General features: G+C 41.2%; 12 protein-coding genes and 1 pseudogene. 1 reads left to right on the top strand and 12 read right to left on the bottom strand.

What is annotated here, in order from left to right:
* Positions 1 to 13 precede the first annotated feature (13 nt).
* Together G508_RS0117935 and G508_RS19305 are read right to left on the bottom strand one after the other, a co-directional pair.
* Positions 14 to 901 carry an NAD(P)H-binding protein gene (locus G508_RS0117935; RefSeq protein ID WP_026706593.1) on the bottom strand — a complete coding sequence of 296 codons (888 nt, stop codon included), beginning with the start codon at positions 899 to 901 and terminating at the stop codon, positions 14 to 16.
* 19 nt (positions 902 to 920) lie between these two features.
* A pseudogene (locus G508_RS19305) lies at positions 921 to 1,685 on the bottom strand (SDR family NAD(P)-dependent oxidoreductase).
* A gap of 306 nt (positions 1,686 to 1,991) precedes the next feature.
* On the opposite strand from G508_RS19305, the gene G508_RS19300 reads away from it, so the two are divergent.
* Positions 1,992 to 2,285 carry a hypothetical protein gene (locus G508_RS19300; RefSeq protein ID WP_169628050.1) on the top strand — a complete coding sequence of 98 codons (294 nt, stop codon included), beginning with the start codon at positions 1,992 to 1,994 and terminating at the stop codon, positions 2,283 to 2,285.
* Between the two features lie 11 nt (positions 2,286 to 2,296).
* Here the strand turns inward: G508_RS19300 and G508_RS0117920 are convergent, their stop codons facing one another.
* The 10 genes from G508_RS0117920 to G508_RS0117875 all read right to left on the bottom strand — a co-directional run.
* Positions 2,297 to 3,409, bottom strand: a complete 1,113-nt coding sequence (locus tag G508_RS0117920; protein ID WP_026706592.1) for an NAD(P)/FAD-dependent oxidoreductase — start codon at positions 3,407 to 3,409, stop codon at positions 2,297 to 2,299.
* Between the two features lie 2 nt (positions 3,410 to 3,411).
* A complete protein-coding gene (locus G508_RS0117915; protein WP_026706591.1) occupies positions 3,412 to 6,630 on the bottom strand; it encodes a LodA/GoxA family CTQ-dependent oxidase in 3,219 nt (1,072 codons plus the stop codon).
* 270 nt (positions 6,631 to 6,900) lie between these two features.
* Complete coding sequence (locus tag G508_RS0117910; protein WP_026706590.1) at positions 6,901 to 8,286, bottom strand: phosphatidylserine decarboxylase family protein; 1,386 nt, start codon at positions 8,284 to 8,286, stop codon at positions 6,901 to 6,903.
* A 180-nt stretch (positions 8,287 to 8,466) separates the two neighbouring features.
* A complete protein-coding gene (locus tag G508_RS0117905) occupies positions 8,467 to 9,885 on the bottom strand; it encodes a hypothetical protein (RefSeq protein WP_035695169.1) in 1,419 nt (472 codons plus the stop codon).
* Between the two features lie 962 nt (positions 9,886 to 10,847).
* Positions 10,848 to 12,251, bottom strand: coding sequence for a T9SS type A sorting domain-containing protein (locus G508_RS0117900; RefSeq protein ID WP_026706588.1), 1,404 nt, complete (start codon positions 12,249 to 12,251; stop codon positions 10,848 to 10,850).
* A 78-nt stretch (positions 12,252 to 12,329) separates the two neighbouring features.
* On the bottom strand, positions 12,330 to 17,312 hold the full coding sequence (locus G508_RS0117895; RefSeq protein ID WP_084626025.1) for a T9SS type A sorting domain-containing protein: 4,983 nt from the start codon (positions 17,310 to 17,312) through the stop codon (positions 12,330 to 12,332).
* A gap of 546 nt (positions 17,313 to 17,858) precedes the next feature.
* Positions 17,859 to 19,622 carry a flavin monoamine oxidase family protein gene (locus G508_RS0117890; RefSeq protein ID WP_026706586.1) on the bottom strand — a complete coding sequence of 588 codons (1,764 nt, stop codon included), beginning with the start codon at positions 19,620 to 19,622 and terminating at the stop codon, positions 17,859 to 17,861.
* A 12-nt stretch (positions 19,623 to 19,634) separates the two neighbouring features.
* On the bottom strand, positions 19,635 to 20,822 hold the full coding sequence (locus G508_RS0117885) for an FAD-dependent oxidoreductase (RefSeq protein WP_026706585.1): 1,188 nt from the start codon (positions 20,820 to 20,822) through the stop codon (positions 19,635 to 19,637).
* Positions 20,823 to 20,897: 75 nt separating this feature from the next.
* Positions 20,898 to 22,439 carry a peroxidase, FMP-type gene (locus G508_RS0117880; RefSeq protein ID WP_026706584.1) on the bottom strand — a complete coding sequence of 514 codons (1,542 nt, stop codon included), beginning with the start codon at positions 22,437 to 22,439 and terminating at the stop codon, positions 20,898 to 20,900.
* A 529-nt stretch (positions 22,440 to 22,968) separates the two neighbouring features.
* A partial coding sequence (locus G508_RS0117875) for a T9SS type A sorting domain-containing protein (RefSeq protein ID WP_026706583.1) occupies positions 22,969 to 23,841 on the bottom strand: 873 nt, incomplete at its 5' end.

Here is a 23,841-nt window from a genome sequence, read left to right as displayed (position 1 = left end):
CTCTTTTTATGCACTAAATTTCTTCATAAGCCTTTGCAAAATCAAATGCAAAATCCTCCAATTTCGTTTTTCCAAAAACAGGTTTGTTTAAATAAAAATCTCTTGACAAATCGCCTTTGTACATACTATCAAACATATCCACAAAACCTGAAGCCAGTAATGATGGTATGCCATGGTATTCCATACTTTTTTGTACTTCATCATTGCTTATTACTTCCCATTTCAAATCGGGTTTGCCAATGCTTTCTCCTAAAACTTTTGCAATTTCGTGACCATTTCGTTCATCACTTGCTACATATCGTACTTTGTTTTCAGAATTTATTCTTTGGATTTCTTCGGCAATTACCTCAGCAATATCAGCAGGTGCAACCATTGGAAATGTATGATCACCACCATAGTTTGCTTTTATTATACCTTGAAACTTAATCATAGTTATAAAGTTGTTGAGATTATAATAAAAATAAGTGGGTCTGATATGTGTTAGATTCACATCTGGCAATTGATTTAATATTTTTTCCGCATAATGGGCACCCAACAATATTCCAGTTCCTTTATCTAAATCAGCTCCAAAAGTACTTAAATGAATTACTCGACTTACTTTTGTTTCTTGTATTGCCTTGAAATAACTATTTGCTATTCGACTATAATATTCACTACGATTCGGTTCTTTGTAGTCAGCAGGTGGCACCATGCAAAATACAGCATCAGCTCCCATGAAAGTTTGTTTTAGAAATAGTATATCCTCTATAGAACCAATGGTAGCCTTAGCTCCTAAGTTTTCAATTTCATTTCTTTTTTCTTCTTTACTGCTTACAACTATTACTGAATGACCTTTTTTTACTAATTCTACTGTAAGGGGTTTACCAATATTACCTAATGAGCCTGTTACTATAATTTTCATTTGATTTTTTTATTAGTTATTAAAAATGAATTCCACCTGAAACTTCTAATCGTTGAGCATTAATCCATTTAGCATCATCGCTACATAAAAATGCAACTACACTCCAGATATCATCAGGTAAACCAACTCGACCTAAAGCCTTTTGACTTGCTATTAGATTATTGTATTCTTTGTTGTCTCTCACGGCACCACCTCCAAAATCGGTTGCAATTGCTCCAGGTGCAAGAGTATTAACCCTGATTTTTTTGATTGCAAATTCTTTTGCCATATATTTTGATAGCGTTTCTAAAGCACTTTTCATAATAGCGTAAGATGAAAAATCTCCAAAGGTAAATCTTGTAAGTCTTGATGAAATGTTTACAATAGCTCCGTTTTCATTTAAAAAAGGAAATAATTTTTGTGTTAGTAAATAAGGTGCTTTTAAATGTACCGCGTACATTGTGTCTAAAGTTTCTTCAGCAGTTTCAGATATTTTACCATTTGTGCCAAAACCTGCATTATTTATTAAATAATCAAAATTTGGACTACCTTCATTTTCCAGTAGGTGATTAACTGTATTTTTTACGAAATCATCGAAAGTGTCTTATTTACTCGCATCTAGTTGGAAGGCTGTTGCTTTTTGGCCTAAAGCAATAACTTCATTAACAACCTTATCGGCTTCAGCTTTATTACTGTTGTATGTGAAAATGATATGAATACCTTTTTTGGCTAAGCAAAGAACCATCTCTCTACCTAAACCACGACTTCCACCAGTTACCAGTGCTATTTTGTTTTTTGTTGACATAAATTATTTTTTAAAAGTTATAAAGCAAAATTCGAGGGATTTTAGAACTTTCATGTAGTCAAATCTACTATTGTTGTAGTCAAAAGTTAGCTGCTTATTTTCAATTCTCTCTTGTATTTAATTAGATTATTTAAGTTGGAAATCAATCACAATCAATAAAAAAATAATTTCAGAATAGATAGAGTTGATGAATTTGAATTTTCTTTTGGAAGTTCAGTTGAACATTTCTTCCTCCGTCTCACGGAAGCCTTAGTCACGACCATTCCCGAAGATGATATGTTCTTGGAAGCTACCAAAGGTTTTATGATGGAAAACGCTTTTATCATTCCTGCTAAGATAGCTGGAGCAGAAGGAGTAGGGCTGTATGACCTAAAAATGGAAAATGCCGCCATCATCAGAAAGGCGGCTAGAGAATTATATGTTCAGGCAGGAAGCCTCAAGCATTTTAGTGAAGAGCAACATGATTATCCTAATTTGCTTCGGTTTGCCATTGATGAATTCAAGGTTTTGTTTGTGCAATGGGTCAAAGGTTTTGATGTTTGGGAGTATATTGTAGACGATTGGGGGCTGTTTAATCCGCCAGGGGTGGAACCGGAGTAGGTTTTCAGTTTTCAGTCGCAGTGATCAGTCTCAAACCGTCTCTTCCAAAAAGCACTTTCTTTCCACCTGGTTTCGGCCTGGTAAAAGATACCTTTATGCCTCAGGTAATGTTGCCAAATGTTCTCCGTCTGTTCCGTATGTATCTTTTGAAGTGTTTCCGTAAATCCATACTGTACCAGTAAGGCTTGCAATTGCATCGCACCCGCCATGGCATTGTACATGCCCTGCGAAGATAATGGGTCGAAACTCAGTGCCGCATCGCCCAAAGCAACCCATTGTTGTCCTGCTACCTGTTCCAATTTAGTTGAATTGGCGGCAACCGTACCTTTAAAAGCAATAGCATTTTCATGTTCGCCTAGTAAAGACCACATAACAGGATTCCCTTTTGCCAATTCCAAGAATGAGGCAGTAGTTTTAAGTTCGCTTTTCGCCACTAAGTCAGCATCGGTATGAAAAGCCACCACCCGTTTGTTACCAGGAATAACAGCACTGTACCACCAACCGTTTTCACTGGCAGAAATGGTACTCATGGTATTGGTTTTGGTATTGGGTAAAGTAACCCAGCAAGCCACCAATCTATCTTCCACTTGCCGTTTAATGCCCAAGCTTCTTGCAAAATGCGATTGACGCCCACTGGCATCAATAACAAAAGAAGCAGAAATCGTTGAAGTAGATAAAGAGGTTTCACTAGCCATTAGTTGCACCTGCCAACGCGCATTTTCATAGGAGCTACTATGGAGTTTAGAACCCCACAAGCAACGAACTCCACGTGCTTCGGCAGTCTTTCTCAAATAGGTTTCAAAAGCCTGTCGGTCCAAATTTTTAACAAAGCCATCAGGATTCCTTAAATCATCTACAAGGTGTACTTGATCGTTTCCCCAATACGACTGCATACCCATGTTTTTTTGATACAAAGTGCCCACTTGGTTTTCCAAACCCTCCAGTAAATCCAATTGCTTTAGAATGCGTTGCGAAGCAGGAGCCAAAGATTCTCCGATTCGTTCTGTAGGTTCAGGAAGTTTATCCAACAATGTTACTTGATAGGTATCGATCAAAGAAATGGCGGCAATGCAACCTGCAATGCCACCACCTATAATAAGTATTTCTGTTTTTTCTGTTTCCAAGTCTAATGCTTTCTTGGGATAAAACGTTGGAAACGAACCAACTGTTCTGGAACACCCACCTCTTTTCGAGGTTGTCTGGAATGAGGAACAGTTCTGGTTTTGGTATGTTTATGTGCTTTAGAAGCTAACAGATTCACTAGTTTTTCAACTTCGCTTGTTAGGGCCTCATCCTGAACCATTTCGTCCTGAACCAATTCTAGCAGTTGCTCGCGAGTGCTTTCCATTACAACTTGTTCAGTAAACAAGCCTTCCATAGACAAATGTTCCAAAGTAGTATGCAATAAGAATTGTTCTTTCTTGTCCAAGTGTTTATTGTCGTTTAAGATTTTTCTCAATCGGGCTTCAGTTTCTTGTAACAACAGTTGGTTTTGTTCCTCATTAGGAACTACACCAATTTGCATTTCAGGTGGAAAATTGGGATTATCAGGAACACCTGGACGCGGTTGCACAATCGCCAACTTGTCAAAATACTTCACCATTGCGTTAATCTGGTTGGTTTGTGTTGGTGCTTCACCATCTAAAGGCAAATCATCCAGCCAAAAATAGCGGAATGCAAAAGCTTCCCTACGGGTTTCTTCTGCCAAATGTGTATCTAGAGTTTCTTTGTAACGTTCTTCACTCAAAATATTATTGGGAACTCTGGCAGGCCAAAATGTAGGCAGATAGGGATCGTATGCAGTAGTATAGCCATCCCTGCAGCTAGCCGTATCAGTTTGCCAAGGAATTGCCATCCATCTCGTCACACCACCGGGTACCTGACCACCCAATAAAGGACCGGCAGGTAAAGTTAGGACATCACTATTCATGGTAGAACCATAATAATGGTAATCGGTTTTGGGTGTCTTGGGAGCGTGTTTCAATCGGAAAGGAGCCATATACATACCAGAAGTTCGCATAGGCCAAGTCATTTCACAACCAGGGTGGAAAGCATCTGCCAAACAGAAATCCATGGCAGCTTTGGTTAGCATATCAGGTTGTTCAGCAATAGGATAATCATCAATGTTTTTAACAGGCGGAATATAAGGACAGCCTGTTGTATCCACAAAATCAGCATCAAAATCACCTTCGACCCATTGATCTAAAAACTCCAATTGCAAATGGGATAAGGTGGAATGTTGCCTCACAGAACCTGTTGTAGGAATGGCAACAGCATCACCATATAGCCAAGGCCATAATTGTGGAGCTTCGGCACCAGATTGATCGAATCTGCGGAAATTATTGGAAATCGTACGACGCATTTCTAAATTGGCAGAAGTAGGGTCATTTAATTTTTTTACCCATTCAGCACTAGTATAGTTAAATTGTCCACCCCAACCAAAAGCTCCGGCAAACCCTGCATTTACCCATTGTAAATTGGTCATTCTTTCAAAAATAGGCAAGATGTCTTTACAGAAAGAAGGTCTTGCAGGTCTTACTAACATTCCCGATTCTACAGCAACACTACGCATCAAATCCCACATAGTGCGAACCGATTTTTGCATAGGGGCATAATCAGGTGGTGCACAAATTACCCAGGCAGGATCTACATTCAGGGCTACTCCTTCATATTCTACTGTGGCTGTAACAGGACCATCTGACATATCATCATACCAGCCTTCATTGTTAGCAAAGGTAATGGCTCTGTCACCATTGATATTTTTCGATTTGCCATGACCGCCCAGCATCACCAAGCGTCCTTTTTCATCGGTATGCATTTCTCCCAAATAAACCGATTTGCCCATGAATTTTCCCGTGAATTTTTTTCCTTCGGTGACATTAGGTTTTGAAATACTTTCACCTCCACCATCAATCAATAACTTGCTACGGTCTTTTACATCAATATTTCTTAATAAGGAAGGTGGCACATTAGGATCGGAGGCATCCGGAATATCCAAGGCAATTTGGAATTGATACCAAGAGGCTTTTTGATTGGCCAAATGCGAATGCCAGGTAATCTTGGCATTATCCATCGTCAGCTCCTTAATAGCTTTTCCAGCAGCATTGAAGCCATAAATGCGAAACTGTGCAGCCTGACGTTTTATCGCTCCAGTTTTATCGCGGTAAGCATACACATCCTCTTTTGCTTCTGGTTCATCTACCAGAGGGCCTATGAAATACTCTTCTTCACTATTTCCCACTCGCATCACTCCAATAGGAGGATAGATGCCAGCTCTAACAATGCAATTGCTATCCTCGTCTGTATTCCCCCTAAAATGTGGATTTATTTCTTTAGGTTCTTGTAGCTGTTGCCCATTAGCCTGATGCCTGGCCTCAGCACTTGCAGCATAAACTGTTTTACGGGCCTCTGCAATTGAACCTAAAGGTCTATGTGCTTCTAATGTTCTCCAGATATTGAATGAAAGATTACTCCCAAATTCAGACTGACCAATAGCAGTTACATCTTGTTGGGGTAAATGCAACTTGGCAATACAGATGTACGGACTTTCCTCTGTACTCCAAACTACCTGTGCATCATTAAGAGGCATGGTTGCTTCGTTAGTACGCAATTGGATTTCAAATCTGAAAGCAGCACCTCCATTGCGTAAACGTTTTTCTAAATCCAATCGTAAATAATTATCATCATCAAAAGGTGCCCCTTTATACGTATCCTCTGGAACCAAACGGTATTTTACAATTTGAGTTTCTCCCAATTGAAAAGGTAAAATAGCCCAATAATCAGTACTTAGCACACTCGCTTCTTCTTTTTGCATGGCTTGCAAAATACTGGCCAATTCCGGATGCTTGTTGATATACGTATCATAATCCTGATCAACGACACCGGCAGTTGTAAACGTGCACATTTGCTGTGCATCACGGGCAAAAAAGCGATCAATATTCTGAAATATGAAATCGGCAGTAGGGCCTTCCCCAAAAAGCTTTGGGCCTTCCACTCCAAACAATTTCAAACCCACCCCAATGGTGGAATGTAAGTCAGGCGAAGTAGTGCCTGTATCGCTAGAGAAACGAACAGCACAATCATAATGAGAACCTGCAAAAATACCTTTTTTGAACCTTTCAGGAATATCCTCATTGATTACGAATTGTCCATAAGTGATACCATGTTGTTTTCTAAAAACAGCACGTTCGGCTGGGGTTTGTCCTTTTTCAATTCGGGTTTTTTGTCCCATTTCCACAAACATCTCTTTAAGACGCTCTGTTACTATTTCAGTACTGCCGCTACTGTCCCAACATTTTACGTTGTTTGCAGTAGGTTTTTCAATGATTCGTTTTTTGTTGTCCATATTTAGTAATTATTGGTTTGTTAAGCCATTTAGTAGGTAAATCGCATGTATTATCGGTTACTATGACAACCAAAATGGCACAATGGTTAGCCACTATTGGTAGTACATCTTGACAAATCTAAAATTTAAACGGCACATCAGTATAGGTAGTTTTACCTGTTTTTTAGGAAAAAATGATTTATTAACCATTAAAACTTAAACAAACAAAAAAGACTGCCCAGTTACTACTGAACAGCCTTTACTTTAGTTATAGCGTAAAAAAATATTGTTTTAAGGTAAAACCGTTGCAATTTGTGTATTCACGCGAATGTTATCAGGAGCATCTAATCCCATGTTTTCATAGTAGTTGAAGTCTAATTTTACACCTGGGCGGAAAATCAAACAATGGGTAGAGCCTCCAAAATGGAACATTCCAAGTTCATCTCCTTTTTTTACTTTCTGACCTGCCTTTACCGTAATTTCACAACTAGATACTTCTGCCATTCCAACAGGCATCACACACATCAAACCGATATTTGCATTGTCTGCCTGAATAAAAATTACAGCACGGGTTGCTACGGCTGTTAGGAAAGCCTGTGAGTTATTAGGACCTGCAGCATCTGGTCCATCCGGATTGTAAAATCCTTGATCCAAATTTTCAAGGTAATATGAACCGTTTACCACATAAGCTTTTACAATAGTTCCGTTTACTGGACTGTGCCAACGGTGATAACTCAAAGCACTCAAAAAGGCTTGATATACGGTTCCTCCTTCAAATTGAGGTGTTAACGCATCAAAGTTTAACATATTCTCCAAAGAATAAGGCTGCCCTTTCAACCAAAATTTATCGGAAAGCGCCACATTTTTCGCTATTTGCAAGGGAGCCGATTCACAGGCATTTACAATAATAGCATCATTATCGGGTGCTGTTACAGGACGTACGCTTTCGCAGAATAAACGCGTGAAGAAATCATCCCAACTTTTAAAACCATAGTAGGGATCATTTGGATTACATTGAAATACTTCTGAAAAAGTAGCGTCTTGTGAAATGGGATTGGGTTCCACACCTAAAGCAGATTTCGCTACTTGAAGCATTTCTTTCTGTGCTTTTGGACTCAACCAAGCAATAACATCTTCAGCGGGATCATTTTCTATCAATACATAACGTGAATCGGGACTTACTAAAAAAGTAGACCAATAGTTCAGAATTTTCTTGAATTGCTGATTTACCAATGCATTTGAGAAGACATCGTAGCCATAATTGGTTGCCATCGGCCATGCAAGTAGGGCATTAATTGGAAAACCAATCATCCCAGCTGGGGATTGATTGCCTAGTGCACCTGTCTGATAAGCCTCGGGTGCAGTATACATGATAGCATTCAATAAGATAATAAAATCTTCAAAGTTGATGGGTTCTGGTTCCCAATCGAGTGGTGTTGTTCTTTTTAAATGATGAGCTTCAGAAAACATACCTTGTACATTGGCATACAAAACAGGATCGGAATAAACCATCTCCTTGAAAGTAGCAATTTCAGGAAGTAACGGTTTTGGATTGCGTTTTGCCAATTTCATTACTTTTTGTGTCCATTGTTCTATTACCTGTGGATTGCGAGGTAGCCAACCTCCAAGATGTTGCACTCTAGAGCTACCTGTTGCCGTGGTGTTCGTTTGATTCATAAAAGTAAAGTTTATTTGAGTGTTCGACTTGTTGGTGCTTTGAAATAATAATTGCTTCTACCGATTCTAGTGCACATTGTAACTAAATAATTTTGATGGTTGTAATACATCTTGTTGTTAATGGCTATTTAATGTTTTTTTATTTATGTATAAAAAGGGCAGAATAGGTTTTTGAATAGGCTATTTCATTTTTTTTATAAATGCTTTTATTTCTTTTAGATGTTTTTGTTTTGTTTGTTTAGTAGTAAGGTTATTTTTGTAATCAACGGCTCCATTAAAGATATGGCTAATGTTTAAAGAAGAACCTCTGCTGGCAGAATGACAAGAAAAACAGTTACCCATACCCGCTACATTCTGATCGTGAATACTTGTAGCGGTAAAGCCAAGTTGCTCATAAGTTTCCATTGTAATATTATAAGTAGCAACAGAACCTCTTGGCAATTTACCAGGTGCTGGATATCTTAAGGAATCACCTAATGCAACTAATAATTGGGCTTGTTGTGTAGGATAATCATAGTTTTCAGTATTAATCCAAATAGAACCATTGTAAAAATAATTTTTCCAAATATCGGTTAGTTGTGCATGTACATCTGTATTGATAGCATCGATGTTGTTGTAATTTGTAGGTTCTTCTTGGCTAGTTTCAAGGAAAGTATTGCCTGGTTGACGTGGAACACCATATTGGTTGACAGCAAAGACATTTGTACTATCCGCGTTAGGGCCATTACTTGTAATATTTGCAATGGTAGCTGTTGCGTTAGAATTGAATAAGAGTTTGTTTGTTTTTGAGGTAACAGGAACATCAGATGTAGTGGTAGCATTCCAATCGTAATAAGGAACGAGATCATTATGTTCAAAAGTAGCCCATATAAATTCGGGATGATTATAAACAATACCTACAACGTGCATTCCTAGTAGGGCAATTTTTGTATCTTTTCCTTCTACAACGGCATTTGTTACAAAGTAGGAACTAGTGTCCTGAATGGCATCGGCATTTACCCACGCTATCTTTAACTCTAATGAACCTACCGGGAAGGTTGCCGTTGTGTAATCGCTTTTGTTCATCTTAGCATACTTCCAAATGCTAGTGTATAAAGTTTCGTTGACATGGATGGAATAGTAAACAGGATAACTAACATTGTTAGAACTAAAAGTCTTATTGGTATTTAGAACGTCTCCTGTTGCCTGATTCTTGTCTGCCGAAGTCAAAACAATTTTTTTGTCCGTAGTAGGAATACGCACTGTCTGAGTGCTAACTTGAAACAGGCTATCTAAAAATAATGGATGACCAGAAACATCATTAGTTAACCAAAGGAATTTTTGCCAAGACCATTGATGAAAATCGCAATTGGAAACGGTGGCATTATTTCCAAAAACACTAGTGCTATCTTCCAGAGGTGCTGGTGTTTTTCTTTTTCCAGAAATAGGGTCAACATGAAACCAGGCGGAATCAGCCAAGCAGGTGCCATCTTCATTTTGCTTTACATAGGTTTCCGCTTTTTGATCTTCTCCTACTTTTTCATTTTTAGGATCTTTACAGGATAGGGCTACTATTAAAAGTACTATTAATAGACCCACTAGGTTTTTCATTTTTTTCATAATTTATTGTATTTGTTTAGTTGATTAAATGCTTTTTGAAAATGTTTTGAAATGAGTTTGTATTATTTTATAGTGCATGTGGTAGAAATAATCTGTTTGTTTATATTTTATTCAGAACGCCTAAGTTTTTTTGATACTACTCGTTTTTAAAATTTAGTTTAGTCTGTTAATTGGACACTTAAATTTTTTTGACTAACTTATGCAACTGGTTGAAAAGTTAGATGTTATTAGGTCTAACTATCAATAATTCAAATGTATAGTTGTTGTTTTTTTGTCATTTCGGCTATACAAATCTAAAATTTAAACTACATATCATTATAGGTAGTTTTACCTGTTCTTTGCAATCTTTTTGACCCTTTGGATCTACTTTCCTATTTTTTTGTAGACTATGGAAGTGAAGGTGATTTTTTTAGATTCTGTGCTTAATTAGAAACGGTCTGCCTCCGATCTTAATAACTTTGTGAACCCTCTTAAAAATAGGATTAAATTATTCTTGGGCTGGTGAAGAGAAATGTTGAACGCTATTATAATGCGTTTTTGCAAATGGATTTATCGTTTGCAAAGAACAATACAGTCTTTACAATCTAATAAAAAAGTATTTTAGCTGTCAGAGCTGTTATTTTTACTAAAATTCAGTGTTCAGTCTCAGTTTTCAGTATTCAGAGGTCAGGGTGTTTAGCTTTCATCCCGAAGCTTCGGGAACAGATGTAAGTCTGTACTAGAACATGCATCGTGACAAGGAGGGATTCGAACCATACTCTCGCTACCACAAGCTACCGTTAGATTTCAAACCAACGCCATGCATTTCTTCAAATCATAGCGATTCATAGTAGTTGCATAGGAGGGATAGGCATCAAAAGAAAGGAAAAGAGAAATAAAGTTTTTCATGATGAGGCAAATTAAAAAGAGGCAGGTAGTGCCTGCCTCTTGGTTAGTAAGTTACATCGTTATCCTACTTCCTATCATTTAATAATCAATTTCTGTTGGTAGAGCACCTTGTTTCCGTTTTTCAGGACCACGATGTATATTCCCTCAGAGTAGTTGCTGATGTCAAAGGTCTCGTTACCCTTAGCGGAATCAAGTCTTTGCTGCACTAACACGCGTCCAGTGACGTCATACAGTTCCATCATACTGTCCGATACACCCAACTCATATTGCAGTTGCACTGTGCCACTTGCAGGATTGGGATAAAGGCTTATTTCCGTTTTTCCAAAAGCAGGAGCAGACAGGCTCTCCACACAGATATCCGGAGTCAGTTGTGGGGTGGTGTAATAGACGCTATTGTAATCTGTCCCATTGCCGAACTCCCCATAGTAGTTGGTGCCCCAGTACCAGATAGACCCATCGGTCTTGGTGGCCATTGTCGTGGCAAAGTTACGGGCGTGTACGCTATCCCAGTTGGTGTCTGTACCGATCTGGGTGGGAACATAATGCGTTGTAGAAGTGCCGTCCCCCAGCTGTCCATTGGTGTTAAGTCCCCAAGCCCATAGGGTACCATCGGCCTTGATTCCAAAGGATGTATTGGTTCCTGTTGAGAAACTTTTCCATACATCGGTACTGATCGAGTAGGGAATGTTTCCCTGAGGAGGTGCTTCTTCCCCAATACCTCTGGCTGGTCCTGTTCCCCATGTCCAAAGGCTGCCGTCTTCTTTTTGTGCCAGGATATGGAAACCTCCCACACTCATCTTGATCCAATCGCTGGCCGGGTTAATCTGGGTGGGTGTGGACAACGAATAGACACTGGAGGAAGCTACCAGCAATGAGCCATCATTAGCTCCCCATCCCCAAAGTGTCCCATCCGCTTTTAGGGCAAAGGCGGTACTGTTGGTTCCTGTTGCGATATCAATCCAGTCGGTGGCAGTGCCTACCTGTATAGGAACAAGCTGTTCTGAAGTTGCAGGTGCATTTCCGGTTTGGTTGGTGTCATCCCTGCCCCATGCCCAAAGGGTACCGTCAGCTTTCAAGGCTAGCGTAAAGAGGTACGAAGGGGCCACTTTGGTCCAGTTATTGGCAGTAGTAATTTGTTGAAACTCTAAATAGTACTCCGTCGTGGAGCCAACACCCAAGGATCCATACATATTACTTCCTACTCCCCACAGTGTCCCATCGCTCTTGATAGCAAAAGTATTCTGAATACCTGTGTAGGCTTTATCCCAAGTAGTCAGTGTACTCACTTGTATTGGATTTGGTTCTGTAAAGTTAGAAGTTGCCAATTGTCTCCAATCGCCTTGTCCCCATCCCCAGAGAGTACCGTCAGACTTTAGGCCAACGGTGTGTGTTCCTCCAAATGTTAGTGATTCGTAGCACTGTGCATAGGGAAGGTAGGGTATCAAAAATAAGGAAAAGAGAAGTAAAGTTTTTTTCATAAAGGGGCAAAATAAAAAGAGGCAGGCAGTGCCTGCCTCTTGGTTAGTAGGTTAAATTATAGTACAATATACGCATTATTATTTAATGATCAATTTCTGCTGGTACAGGATTTCGTTTCCATTTTTAAGGACAACAATATACATCCCATCGGCATAATTGCTGATATCAAGGGTCTCGGTGCCCTTGTTGGCAGTCAGGTCCTTTTGGATCAGCATACGGCCCGTAAGGTCATACAGTTCCACAGTACTTTCAGCAACACCCAAGTCATAGTGGAGCTGCACCGTGCCACTTGTTGGATTTGGAGACAGGCTACAGTTGCTTGTTGTGAAAGATGGCGTACTTCCATCGCTGCTGGCAGTAGGCCTGCTTTGCACATCATCACAGTAGGGGATATCAATCTGGAATACATACTCACAATCGATGTAGGTATCCCTATCCAGTACTTGTCCGTGTAGCCTCCAAGAGGTCATACCGCCCATGAAGGGGCTTTGTGGGATCACGGTCACCTGAATGATATTCTGTCCCGGCACCAGGGTAAAGGAAGAGGGAATGATGGTCACATTGCCTCCCTGATCACTGAGGGTAACTTGGAAGGGCTGGCTGTACCCGCTGTAGATCACGATGGTCTGGGTGAACGAACAGTATTTAGTCTCATTTCGGACCACATCTTTGATATCAACCCCTTCAATCTTGCATTTTTCACATCTTTCTGTAGAAAAATCAAGCACGTCCGATTCAAGGTCACATACGCCCGTATTGATGGTCAGCGAGTATTCTCCATCGGTATTCAGCGTGTAGGGATCGGCATAGCCACCTCCCGATACATCGGCCTGTCCGTCTAGGTTCCAGCTCCAGCTGTCAAGTGGCAATAGGGGACCGATGAGGTAGTTACCTACTCTTATGCAGTCGGTATAACAGCCTGAAGGGAAGATCCACATGTAATTTTCAGGACTTCTCGGTACGTCGATCTGTTTGGTAAACGTGCAGCCTCCGCCGGTGGTTGCCGTCACACTGAATACGCCACCATCGCTTACCTCTATGGTTTCACCTACCTCGCCGTTGCTCCAGTTGTAATGGGCAGGATTCCCGCTGTAGGTGACTGCCTGTGCGGTAATCACCACATGATAGGGATCACATTGGATGGAAATATCGACCAGGATGTCCACTATGGATTCCTCTATCGTTATATTGTGCAAGGCGATATTCGAACAGCCGCCCTCGGTCACGGTGCAGCTAATCACAAAATTAGCAGGACTAAACATACCCGAAAAATCTGCAACGGTCATGTTGTTGAACTGGCTTTGCACGCTGCCATCAATGGCCCATTGGATGCTGGTGGCATTCGTAACGGCCGTAAGGATGATAGGGTCGTTTTCGCAATAGCGTGCCTGTCCTTGGATCTTGATACCCGGCAGGGGCTTGAATTCAGGGGTTATCCTTGTCGGTGTATTGTAAGTACAGCCGTTGGAGCTGTTTACCTTGACCCAGTAGAATCCTGGTGAAGTGACACTCAATGTATTGGTGTTTCCTGCACCTGCTACTGGTTCATTCTCATTCATCCAAGTGTAGGAAGCCACGATACAGTTGTCGTCTTCAGGAACATATTGCAGGAGTACCGCTTCGTTCTTGCATACTGATGCATCGGCAGGCATTGCTACCACATCGCCAAAGAAACACTTCTTTGGAATGTAGACACTGGAGTTCAATACCAGACTACATCCAAGTGCGTTCGTTATGGTGCAAGTAATCGTATAAGTGGTATCAGGTGTGCTGAAAACCCTTCTGGTTGTAACTGCACTGTTCGTTGCACCGTCACCAAAATCCCAAAGCACGGAGCTGCCAAGAGGAGGATTAATATTGAGTCCAAAATTGACAGAGGTGTCATGGCATCCAACAGCGGCTCCTCCGTTAACGTCTATGCTAGTAAAGGCGTTGATACCTTGCAAATTGACTGTGTATTCTTTTGAACAGACAAAGGTAGTGGTATTTGGGGCGATGCCCTCGTTTTCTACCTTGAAAACATAGGATCCTGCTGCCAGGTTCTGGATTTCAAAGACACTTAGGCTCGAATTATAGGTTACCGGTCCGGTAAACGAGGCCGCTCCAGCAGTCTTGTAGTAGAAACGTACCTGTGGGCTGGATACTCCAGCATAGAAATTACTGTTGTCAATGAAGTTGACATTGAAGGTATTGTTGGCGTTACATTCCGTCATGTAGGAGAAGTCGGGAGCATACGGGATGATCACCTGCTTGGATTCCCATTTTTTGGTGACCCCACCTTCTACACACGGATATACGGCTTCGAAGATCAGGGTATATAAGCCAGGTGCACCTGTGAGGATGTTGCCACTGATGCTATAATTTTCAGAACCTGTTCCGAGTACTTTCCATTCGCTGGAGATAGGAGCTGGTGTGGCGGTTGCCGATAGCGTAATGGTGCCACAGGCTGTCAGTGAGGCATTGTTCTGCACCACACCGTTTGTTGTGCAACCCGGAGCGGTACCGCATTGCTGATAGATTGTCATCACGTTTGATACTGCAATGCAGCCATTCGGGTTGGTAGCCCTGAAAGTATAGTTACCAAAATTTAGTGCAGACGTTACCGTAAGCGAAGTTCCTGTTTCTCCTGGAAGCAGTACTCCATTCCTGTACCATTGGATAAGCACACCTGTAGTATTGGAGGAAACGGTCAGTACCGAGTTCACTTCCGAGGCATTGCAGAAGGTATTGCCTCCTGAGGTCAATGTTGCTATTGCAGGAGGATTGGGCAGTACGGTTGTGGTCCACACCGCCGTATTGCTTGTGCCACATCCATTGGCGTTAGCTATTACCGCAGTAATCAGTACATCGATGTTAGTTCCGCTTGTATTGTTGAACGTCCTGCTCTGGCTGAAGACACCCGCTGCTGTGGTATAGGTACCATTTCCTAGATTCCATGTAACCACATCGGAGGAACTGAGTGGTACCCCGTTTGTAGCCGCAACGGTATAGGTTACGGTATAAAGTGGACCAGCACAGATCGGATTTTCAGAGGCCAGGATCTGGATCAGGGTTTTAGGATTGATAGTGACCTGCATGGTAAATTGTGGTGCAGGGTTCAGTGTGCATTTGCTGATTGTCAGGGTTAGGGTAACGACAGTAGGTGCAGACACTTCATTCCACATCACATCTATTTCGTTGGTTCCCTGTCCGTCGATGACACTTCCCAATGTAGGATCTGATAGAGTCCAGGTATAGGAATCACCATCAGTAAAAAGGCTGGAAGTTCCATTCTGTACTGCCTTGTAAGAAGCAATGGAACTGGCACATACTGTTGATCCCTGGCTTGCAGTTATAGCAGCGTTTACGGGTACCTGCTGCACCGCAATGATTTCGGGTTCAGAAACACACTCAACAGGGCTTATCGTCTTGCGGTATACGGCAACCGTAGCAGGAAATGTTCCATTGAAGGTGATGTTCACTTCTTCTCCATCGGAAGAACCCAAGACGGTACCATTGGTTACCATCCATGAGTAGGTACTGTTGGGATCTGGATTTTGAACGCTGTAAGGATATGGAGCATTCGGACATACTTCGGTATCACCATTCAAGCCATCAGGCTTTTCTGGCAAGGCAATCACGGTTATGCTTTTTTCATCGGCACTGCAGAAGTCAGGCGCTTCCACTGCAAGCGAATAGTTTCCTGGTTCTGAGAAAATATAGTTGAACGTTGTTCCTGTTGCAGTAGCTACTACTGCATCGGAGTCGTCTGTCAGTATCCACGTCACTACCGCATTTGCAGAATTGGTGAAGCTCCCTGAGCTGTTTTCACAGAAATTGCCCTCTCCAATGATCTCCAAGGGAGGTGCCACGCTGATTGTGAATTCGGCCTGCCCACTGCAACCCAGCAAGGTATTAGTGTAGACGGCCCTTAGTGTTAGCGTACCAGGAACAAGGGGGACTACAATAATTTCATTACGTTGGTCGGTAAGCATTATTTCAGCCAGGTCATTGTTGGTATTGCCCACAATTTCCCATTGGACATCGGTAGTGGGCCATTGCGGAAGTTTATAGCGTGCCTGTTCTCGGAGGCATAGTTCTGTTGGGCCTTGGATGGTACCCTTGCTCAGAACTACTGGTACTTTTATGGTTGAAGGTTCCAGACAAGGCAGGTCACAATTTTGAGGGTCAAAGGTCACATAGCCAAAGCCAAGCTCGTCCACATTGTTCCAGAGCACCTCGACAGTGCCGTTGCCTTGTGAAATGATCTGGCCTCCAACGACCGACCAATTATAGTTGCCATTGCAGACTTGAACTCCATCAAAGGGTAGGGTGTAGAGGGCAGATTGACCTTCACATACAACCGTCGGGCAAAGGATTTCAAACCCGCGGCGTCTGGCAAAGACTTTCATCTCAAAGGTAGCCTTGCAATTACAGGCGTTTGTTACCGTAAGCCTCACCTTATATTCGCCTTCATGAGCATAGGTGTGAGTAGGTTCAAATGCTGTGGAGGATGTACCGTCACCAAAATCCCAAAAGTATCCAATCAGGGAAGAGCCTGTGTTGGGGAAAGAAAGATTGGTAAAGTTGATCAGCTGGTCACTGCAGGTCACAAAGTGGTCGGGTGCCGTCTGGTTGGGAATCTCAAAAAGGGCAGTTGGTAACTCCATTTTCTCAATACATAACGTCTTGCTGATCGTGCTTCCGGGAAGTGCAATGGTCATGGAAATGGACCCCATTCCAACGTTTTCCCATAGCACAGTACAGCCATCGTTTGCGGAGGTGAGTAGTGTACCTCCCACAACACTCCAGGTAGTAGTAGCACCTGCAGGCAAGTAGAACAATTCATAATTGACCTCACTAAGGTCGCAGACACGGAGGCATTCAGACTCTTCTATGTCTTCTAGGAATTTAAAACGTTTATCATCGGGGATGCCTATCTGGCAGCCTACCTGGCTGTCCCAGAATAGGCCGACGCCGGGAGGGGTTTGGGCGTGTGAGCTGAATATGCCCATGAAAAATAGCGCAAAGAACGTCAGGGCAAGAAATAGCTTCTGCCTTGGAAATGGATGCTGTTCCATAAGAAAAGGGTTTTTGGGTTAAGTATTATTTTTTGGGGTACGGAGGTAGGGGTAAGTTTTTACATAAGTAGATTTTTAAATTAGTAATAGGATTCTGTGGATTGCTAATTTAATAAATTTTTAACAAGTAAAATATTTTTTTTATTTCAATATGATGATCCGAAGTTTGTTTTGTTGTTTTATAATATGTTGTTATTCAGGTGTTTTTGTGGCTATTCCTTATTCTATAAGGTTTTTCATACTGCTTGTGGTTTTTATGAATACTTGTTTGAATTTAAATAGTAGTCAAATATTTAACAAATTTTAAAAGTTGAGTTATGATTTTAAACCGTATTGTAATGAAAGAAGAAATTTTTGCTAGAGCTTTCAATTGAAGTTGTAAGTCACGGTTGTAGGTTTTTCTGAAAAGAAAAGTTGCTATTATAAAATCAAACCAGCCAAACTACCCTAGAAAGGCAGTTTAACTGGTTTTTATTTGCAACTACCTTGCATTAGCTGAAGCTGTCTGCTATTTTTTGCTGTAGCATCCATCAAGGAAGGTAATCCTTACCATCCCAAATAGTAATCAGGATCTAGCCACACCGGACAATCGAGTCCAAAATACTCCCGCAGCATTTTTTCGGCTTCACAGAAAGCACCTTCCACCCAACCTTGCTGATCAGAATAGGCTTCTCCGCAAATATGGATTTGCTCGTTGTCGAAAGGTTTTCTCATGTAAGGCATTACCTTTTCAACTGAGTAGCCTGCTTTCCAGGCATGGTATCCTGCTCCAAAAGGGTCATCTGTCCAATCCCTGAAATAGGTTACATAAGGTTCCGGTATCTTTACCTTATCACCGTGCAACTCACGAAGCTGATTCATTATTTCTGCAACCATCAATTTTGTTGCCTGAACATCGTCGAAGTGATGAAGTTCCTTTAACGATACTGATTTGGCAGGCTTTACTTCAAAAAGGACTTTGTCATCCGACAGTGCTTTCCAGAATGTTTCGGTTTCCATATCACCGTAGCTTCCCAATAGCATTGAATTTTGGGTTTGCTCATCAGTCCCAAAATAGTAACATTGACGCATTGGCAAATCGGTAATGGAATGTCCTGAGTCCAATCCCAACTCTTTCCACCACGGATATTCAAAGCCCATCAGGATCTTAAAGGCTGGCTCCATGATCACCGAACGGATGTTCTTGCTTATGGTAGAATCCTCATTGGTATTGAAAAAGAAATTTTCCTGATCTAAGAGTTCCAGGGACTTCCTTGGCATTGCAAGAACCAGCGTATTGGCATAGACTTTCCATTGCGTATTCGTTTGCAGATTCAGAAAAGTCAGTTCATATTTATGGGTATCTTTTAAAGGATGGTCCTTTGTGAAAGTAAGTAGCTTATTTTCAGACCAAATACAAGCACCTTCATTATCCATATAAGCATTGGCTACGGCATAGGCAATACTGTCATAACCTTCCTCGATAGTCTTATAAATTGTTCCGGCAGAGAAATCACCTACCATATACGGAAAAGCTTCGGCTGAATTCCAATTGATCGTATTGGAATAATAACCGCCAGCATTTGCTAAAAACTGATAGCCTTCTTGGGAAACCCTATCTTTGATCAAATTCCAGAATCCTAAATCATTCACCTTGCGTTTGTCATACGGAGAACCGGGAAAATTATATACCATTTTAGGTTTTATATCATCCCAATCACGGCTGTCCAATTCAAATGAGTAGTCATAGATTGAAATTCCTTTTTTTATTTTGCTTCCATAAGTTTTTGCAACCCAAGGATCGGCCATCAGGACATCGTATATGATCTTGTTGAATAGCTGATCAGAACTAAAGCCGAAATCACCCTCATTCAGGTAATAGCGTGTCGGCAGCTTTTCACCCTCACTCTGTGCAACCGTCCAAGCGTCCTGCCTGAAATGCTCCTTCCTAAGATACATAAGTAACTTCGTTGGATCACCCATCGGGAAAGGAACAGGCGTCATCTTGTCCTTTAATACTGGAGTACGTTTGCTCAAGTCCTTTTCGCTAAGCGGATATCCTTCAATCAAAGTTGTAACGATTTCCTGTGAAGTCAGGTAACGCATGCCTCCAAGTTCGCCCCAGAAATTCATTCCTGGCATCATAACCGATTCCAGTCGTCCTCCGAGCTTCTTGCCCATATCAAAGATCTGTACTTCGCTTGCCTTGTATTTTTTTTCGGCTGTCAAACGGTAAGCCGTGTATAAACCTGAGGTTCCTGCTCCAATAATGGCTACTTCGGTTTTTAAATCGGGATGCATCCCTGAATTTAAAGGTGTATTTTTATTCATAATCTTGTGAATTTAAATTGAATTAAAGAATTTGTGTCCCAATTGGAAAGGTGTAATATCAAAATCCGTATGCCCATCCAATACAAGATCCGACATTATCTTTCCGAGGAAAGGGGTGAATTTTGCCGCCCATCCGGTTGCATAGACCACTACGTTCTTATGATTTGGCACGTAAGGCGGTGCAAAATCAATCAGCAACTCCTTATTTGGAATCTTGCTTAAAGCGATAAGGCATGTTGAGGTATATTCAGGTTCCGTACTTAATCCAGTCATGTGGTTTTGCACCCATTGTGAGGTATAGGCCAGTTCCTGTTCGTTAGGGATCAAGGTCCTGTCTTTGGGTTCGTCTATTGGAGCTACAACGAAATCAGGAGCTACCCGAATATAGTCTGGATTATCCCAATCGACCGAAGGGAAACCGTAGAACTGATTGCCATTTTCACCGATTGCATTCTGGAAGACAAACCATGTTGGATATTGGATGGTTGGATCGGTCTTCTTAAAGTAAGCCGATGACATGTTCCAATAAGTAGCTTCAATTTCAAAATCCAACAGATTAATGACGCTATTAATATAAGGCCCAGGTATGATTGCCAGCTTCTCTGTAACATATATGCCTTTTGGCGTAGTAACCTCAAATAGTTTTCCTACTTGATTGATTTTAAGCACCGGCGAATTTTCTTCCAATTGAATACTTTCTTCTTTCCTGCAAAGATTTAGAAGCGTTTCAATAGTTGCTTTGAAATTAATACTGGCACCATCTGGTTGAAACAATCCCGTGTAGGTTTCGGGCAAATTCTTAAAATGGTATTGGTCTTCAATTTCTTTTGCTGTCAAGGTAGTATAAGGAACGTTCAATGCCTTTAGTGCCTTTTCAGCTTCACCTATATTCCCTTCGGTAGAATGCACGTTGGGATCTCCAAACCAAAGTGTGCCTACCTTATCGAGCAATGTCGCATCGGTTTCCTTTTGCAAGGCATCCCAATAAGGCTGGGCATCCAAAGCCATTTGCACCATATATTCATCGGGATACGGAATCCTGAACTGGCGTGAAACTCCTGCCGAACTACCCAATTGATTCACAAAAGTAAACTGCTCCAATACCAGGGTTTTAGCTTTCCGCTTACCTAGATTATATGCCGTGGCGAGGCCTATTGCACCGCCACCAATGACAATTACATCATAATTTTCTGTGTTCATATTTTTTTTCTATTTAATTCTTATCCAATTGAAAACTTCAAAAGGGCCTAAAAAAGGAACATTGTGAAGCCTGGTTTATTCCTTATGATACGGACATCCTGAAGCTGCGGGAGCTCCAATAAAATTAGCATCCGGAAATTGCTCGTCTATTATACGCCTCTGGTCGGCAGGTATATCTTCTATCTTACGAAGCGTATTGACTTGAATGTGTGGCCAGCTTGTAGTGCCACCGTCATCGCCGAAATGGAATTCGAAGAATATGATCTGTTCATATTGCAACTGAAGGATTTCCCGTCCGTCTTCAATAACTGTTTCAATCCACATGCTCATGTTCATTTCTACGGTTGGGACGAAACGGTTCACAAACGGAACATTCAATATGCCACCCTGTGCTCCAGTTTTATTTTTGGACGACATCTGAATCAGTATATGGTTTTTTATATCTTCTCCGTTGATGGAGTCACGTAGCCGTAAATCAGGTCTTACGGAATAAGGATATAAATCATTTGCCAATATTCGCTGTGTATAGATTTTGTTTTCTCCTGGGTCATTTTGATCGTTGAGCGTTTCAAATACCCATGCTGGTGCCGGCTGATCGAGGTTTATGGGGTTCGTCTCGCTCGCACCGGCACCTCCCATTGTTCTGGAAATTGAAAGATGGTCGTATTTCCATGCAGCATTGCCTGTTGGAAATTGTGGTGGACCTGGAATTACATAATTTGAGCCGCTTGGAGCTATATCTCCCAATAAAGTAATTGTGCTACCGTGTGGAATTACACCACTTCGGGAAATGGAGTAATCGGGAATAAAATAAGGTCCGGTTTGCCCTGTTCCTGGTTTGAGTTCCTTGGATGCAATGATTTCAGAATATTTCCTACCGTTCAGATTTTCGAGGGTTACATATTCATCCTGTCCCAGCTCATTCTTAACAAGAAAAAGTGTTTCGTCCTGATAGCCACTCTTATATAAATCCTTATTCGGATTATCGGGTGAAATGGCATGTATGCCACGATCCTCTTTTATAGATTCTGCTGTAGCAGCATGGTTAAAGACATCGCTAAGCCACAAATACATTCCGTTCTCCTCATGGATTGGCGTGTATTTTAAAGTACTTTCTCCAGAAATTTGGTTAACGCTTTTGATACTTTGCTCATATTTTATGGCTCCGCAAAATTGCTCGTTTCCGCCACCGCGGTTACGAACCCCGCCCGGAACTAAATTAAATATAAGTTTTTCGATATATTCTTCACAGTCGAAACTATATTTTCCAGGAATACCTCCGGAGTTTGTACCCGGTGAAGGCATAATAGTGGTATGCACGCCACTACCCACAAATGGTTTCTTACTCTGGTTATCACTTTTACTGTTATAGCTGACCCAAGTGCCCTCCAGTACTTTTAAAACACCATAATCTACATTGTCTACTATTTTTTGCAAATCTTCTACATGAAAGGGTCTAATCGGATCTTCTATAAGAAGCTTTCCATAGCCCTCCATCAAATTCTCCAGGATTCCTTTGTTATCCTCTTGGGATGCCTTTAATATTGCTTTTTCGGCTGGGGTTGCCGTTTTTCTAGATAAGTTTAGCTCATCTTCTTCGTTTTTACGTTTTAACATAGTAGGTATTTTTTAGTTATTAATCATTCTATAAAGAAGCTAGAACATTATGGCAAAAGAATTTCATCTTATACTGTTCCAGGGAATTGAAATTTTATATTACAATGTTAAAGTGAAATTTTAAAAAAAGACTAGGTAGTTTTACTTGTTTTAATCAGAGACGAAGCCTTTTATCTCCTTACAGGCTAATATTTGTTTACTAAATAACTAATTTATAATTTTCATTAATAGAATTGCCTCTCTTTTCTTCATACATATAATAGCCGCTTTTGATATTTTCTACTCTAAAACTGGTAATTTAGCCTGATACCGCATGTCTTTAATACTCTAAGTTTGGATAGGTTAAATTATGCTCTTTTTCTAAGGTGGGTCGGTGAATCTCTTATCTAGATATGATCTATAAGGAAAAGTAGTATCCTAGAATTCTGGCAGATAGATATCCCTATAAAAAAAAAACCAGCCAAGGATACTTGGCTGGTTAGTTGTCATTAAAGTATTTAAATCGCTTTGAGATAAACTACTTCTCTGTTTATTCTTGCTTGATTATCTTCTTGATTATCTTACCTCTGGATGAAGTAATATCGAAGAGATATACTCCGGCAGGAAATGAAGCAACATCAATACGGTGCAACTGAGTTGAAATGGCCTGCTCTAATAAACGTCTGCCATTCACATCAAATACACGTACTGTAGCATCACGCAAGTCAGCAATGTTTATAAATACTTCTGTAGTGGCTGGATTAGGAAAAAGCTTAACTCCCATCAATTTTAAGTCGGTCAAGGACAGGTCAGGCTGTACCACAACGATAACGGTTGCACTGCTACAGTTATTCAAATCTGCAACTTCACAGATAGTGTAGCCTAACGTGTAGGTGCCTTCAACGGCTGATGCTGGAATGCTTAGTACTCCATTTGTATCAATCGTTGCACCAGTCAATCCTCCGTTGTCAGTTAAGCTGATGGTTATAGTGCTATCATTCACACTCATGCCATTAGATATGTCATTTGCTGTTACATCACCTGCAATTCCTCCTTGCCCCTCAGTGATAGTGACGTCTGAAAAGTCATCATCAACTGCCAGAAGTTCATTGGTCACCTGCAGTGTGGCAATTTCAGATAAGGTTTCACAATCATTGGCATTTGCCAATACAACCCTGAAGATATATCCATCAAGTTCAGCTATGACATTTGCCACCACTAGTGTGGTTGTGCTGCTGCCTGTATAAGAAGGTTCGGTACCACCATCGGTGATGTCATTCCAATCCGTTCCATTAGTACTCATCTGCCACTGGTAGCTGTCAACATTCGAAGCACTTATGGTAAAGGTAGCTGTAGTTCCATAGGTTGCAACCACATCCTCTGGTTGTGTACTCACTATTATTGCCGCTGGCTCGGTGATCGT

This window comes from Flavobacterium soli DSM 19725 (assembly GCF_000422705.1).
Classification (GTDB): Bacteria; Bacteroidota; Bacteroidia; order Flavobacteriales; family Flavobacteriaceae; genus Flavobacterium; species Flavobacterium soli.
Note: the sequence above shows the minus strand (reverse complement) of the source record. Positions and strands in the feature narration are given on the sequence as shown.

What these genes read in the sequence shown, in the direction of transcription:
- G508_RS0117915 (WP_026706591.1), bottom strand. Translation starts at nt 6,630, where the DNA reads ATGGACAACAAAAAACGAATCATTGAAAAACCTACTGCAAACAACGTA.
- G508_RS0117905 (WP_035695169.1), bottom strand. Translation starts at nt 9,885, where the DNA reads ATGAAAAAAATGAAAAACCTAGTGGGTCTATTAATAGTACTTTTAATA.
- G508_RS0117935 (WP_026706593.1), bottom strand. Translation starts at nt 901, where the DNA reads ATGAAAATTATAGTAACAGGCTCATTAGGTAATATTGGTAAACCCCTT.
- G508_RS0117910 (WP_026706590.1), bottom strand. Translation starts at nt 8,286, where the DNA reads ATGAATCAAACGAACACCACGGCAACAGGTAGCTCTAGAGTGCAACAT.
- G508_RS0117890 (WP_026706586.1), bottom strand. Translation starts at nt 19,622, where the DNA reads ATGAATAAAAATACACCTTTAAATTCAGGGATGCATCCCGATTTAAAA.
- G508_RS0117900 (WP_026706588.1), bottom strand. Translation starts at nt 12,251, where the DNA reads ATGAAAAAAACTTTACTTCTCTTTTCCTTATTTTTGATACCCTACCTT.
- G508_RS0117880 (WP_026706584.1), bottom strand. Translation starts at nt 22,439, where the DNA reads ATGTTAAAACGTAAAAACGAAGAAGATGAGCTAAACTTATCTAGAAAA.
- G508_RS19300 (WP_169628050.1), top strand. Translation starts at nt 1,992, where the DNA reads ATGGAAAACGCTTTTATCATTCCTGCTAAGATAGCTGGAGCAGAAGGA.
- G508_RS0117885 (WP_026706585.1), bottom strand. Translation starts at nt 20,822, where the DNA reads ATGAACACAGAAAATTATGATGTAATTGTCATTGGTGGCGGTGCAATA.
- G508_RS0117895 (WP_084626025.1), bottom strand. Translation starts at nt 17,312, where the DNA reads ATGGAACAGCATCCATTTCCAAGGCAGAAGCTATTTCTTGCCCTGACG.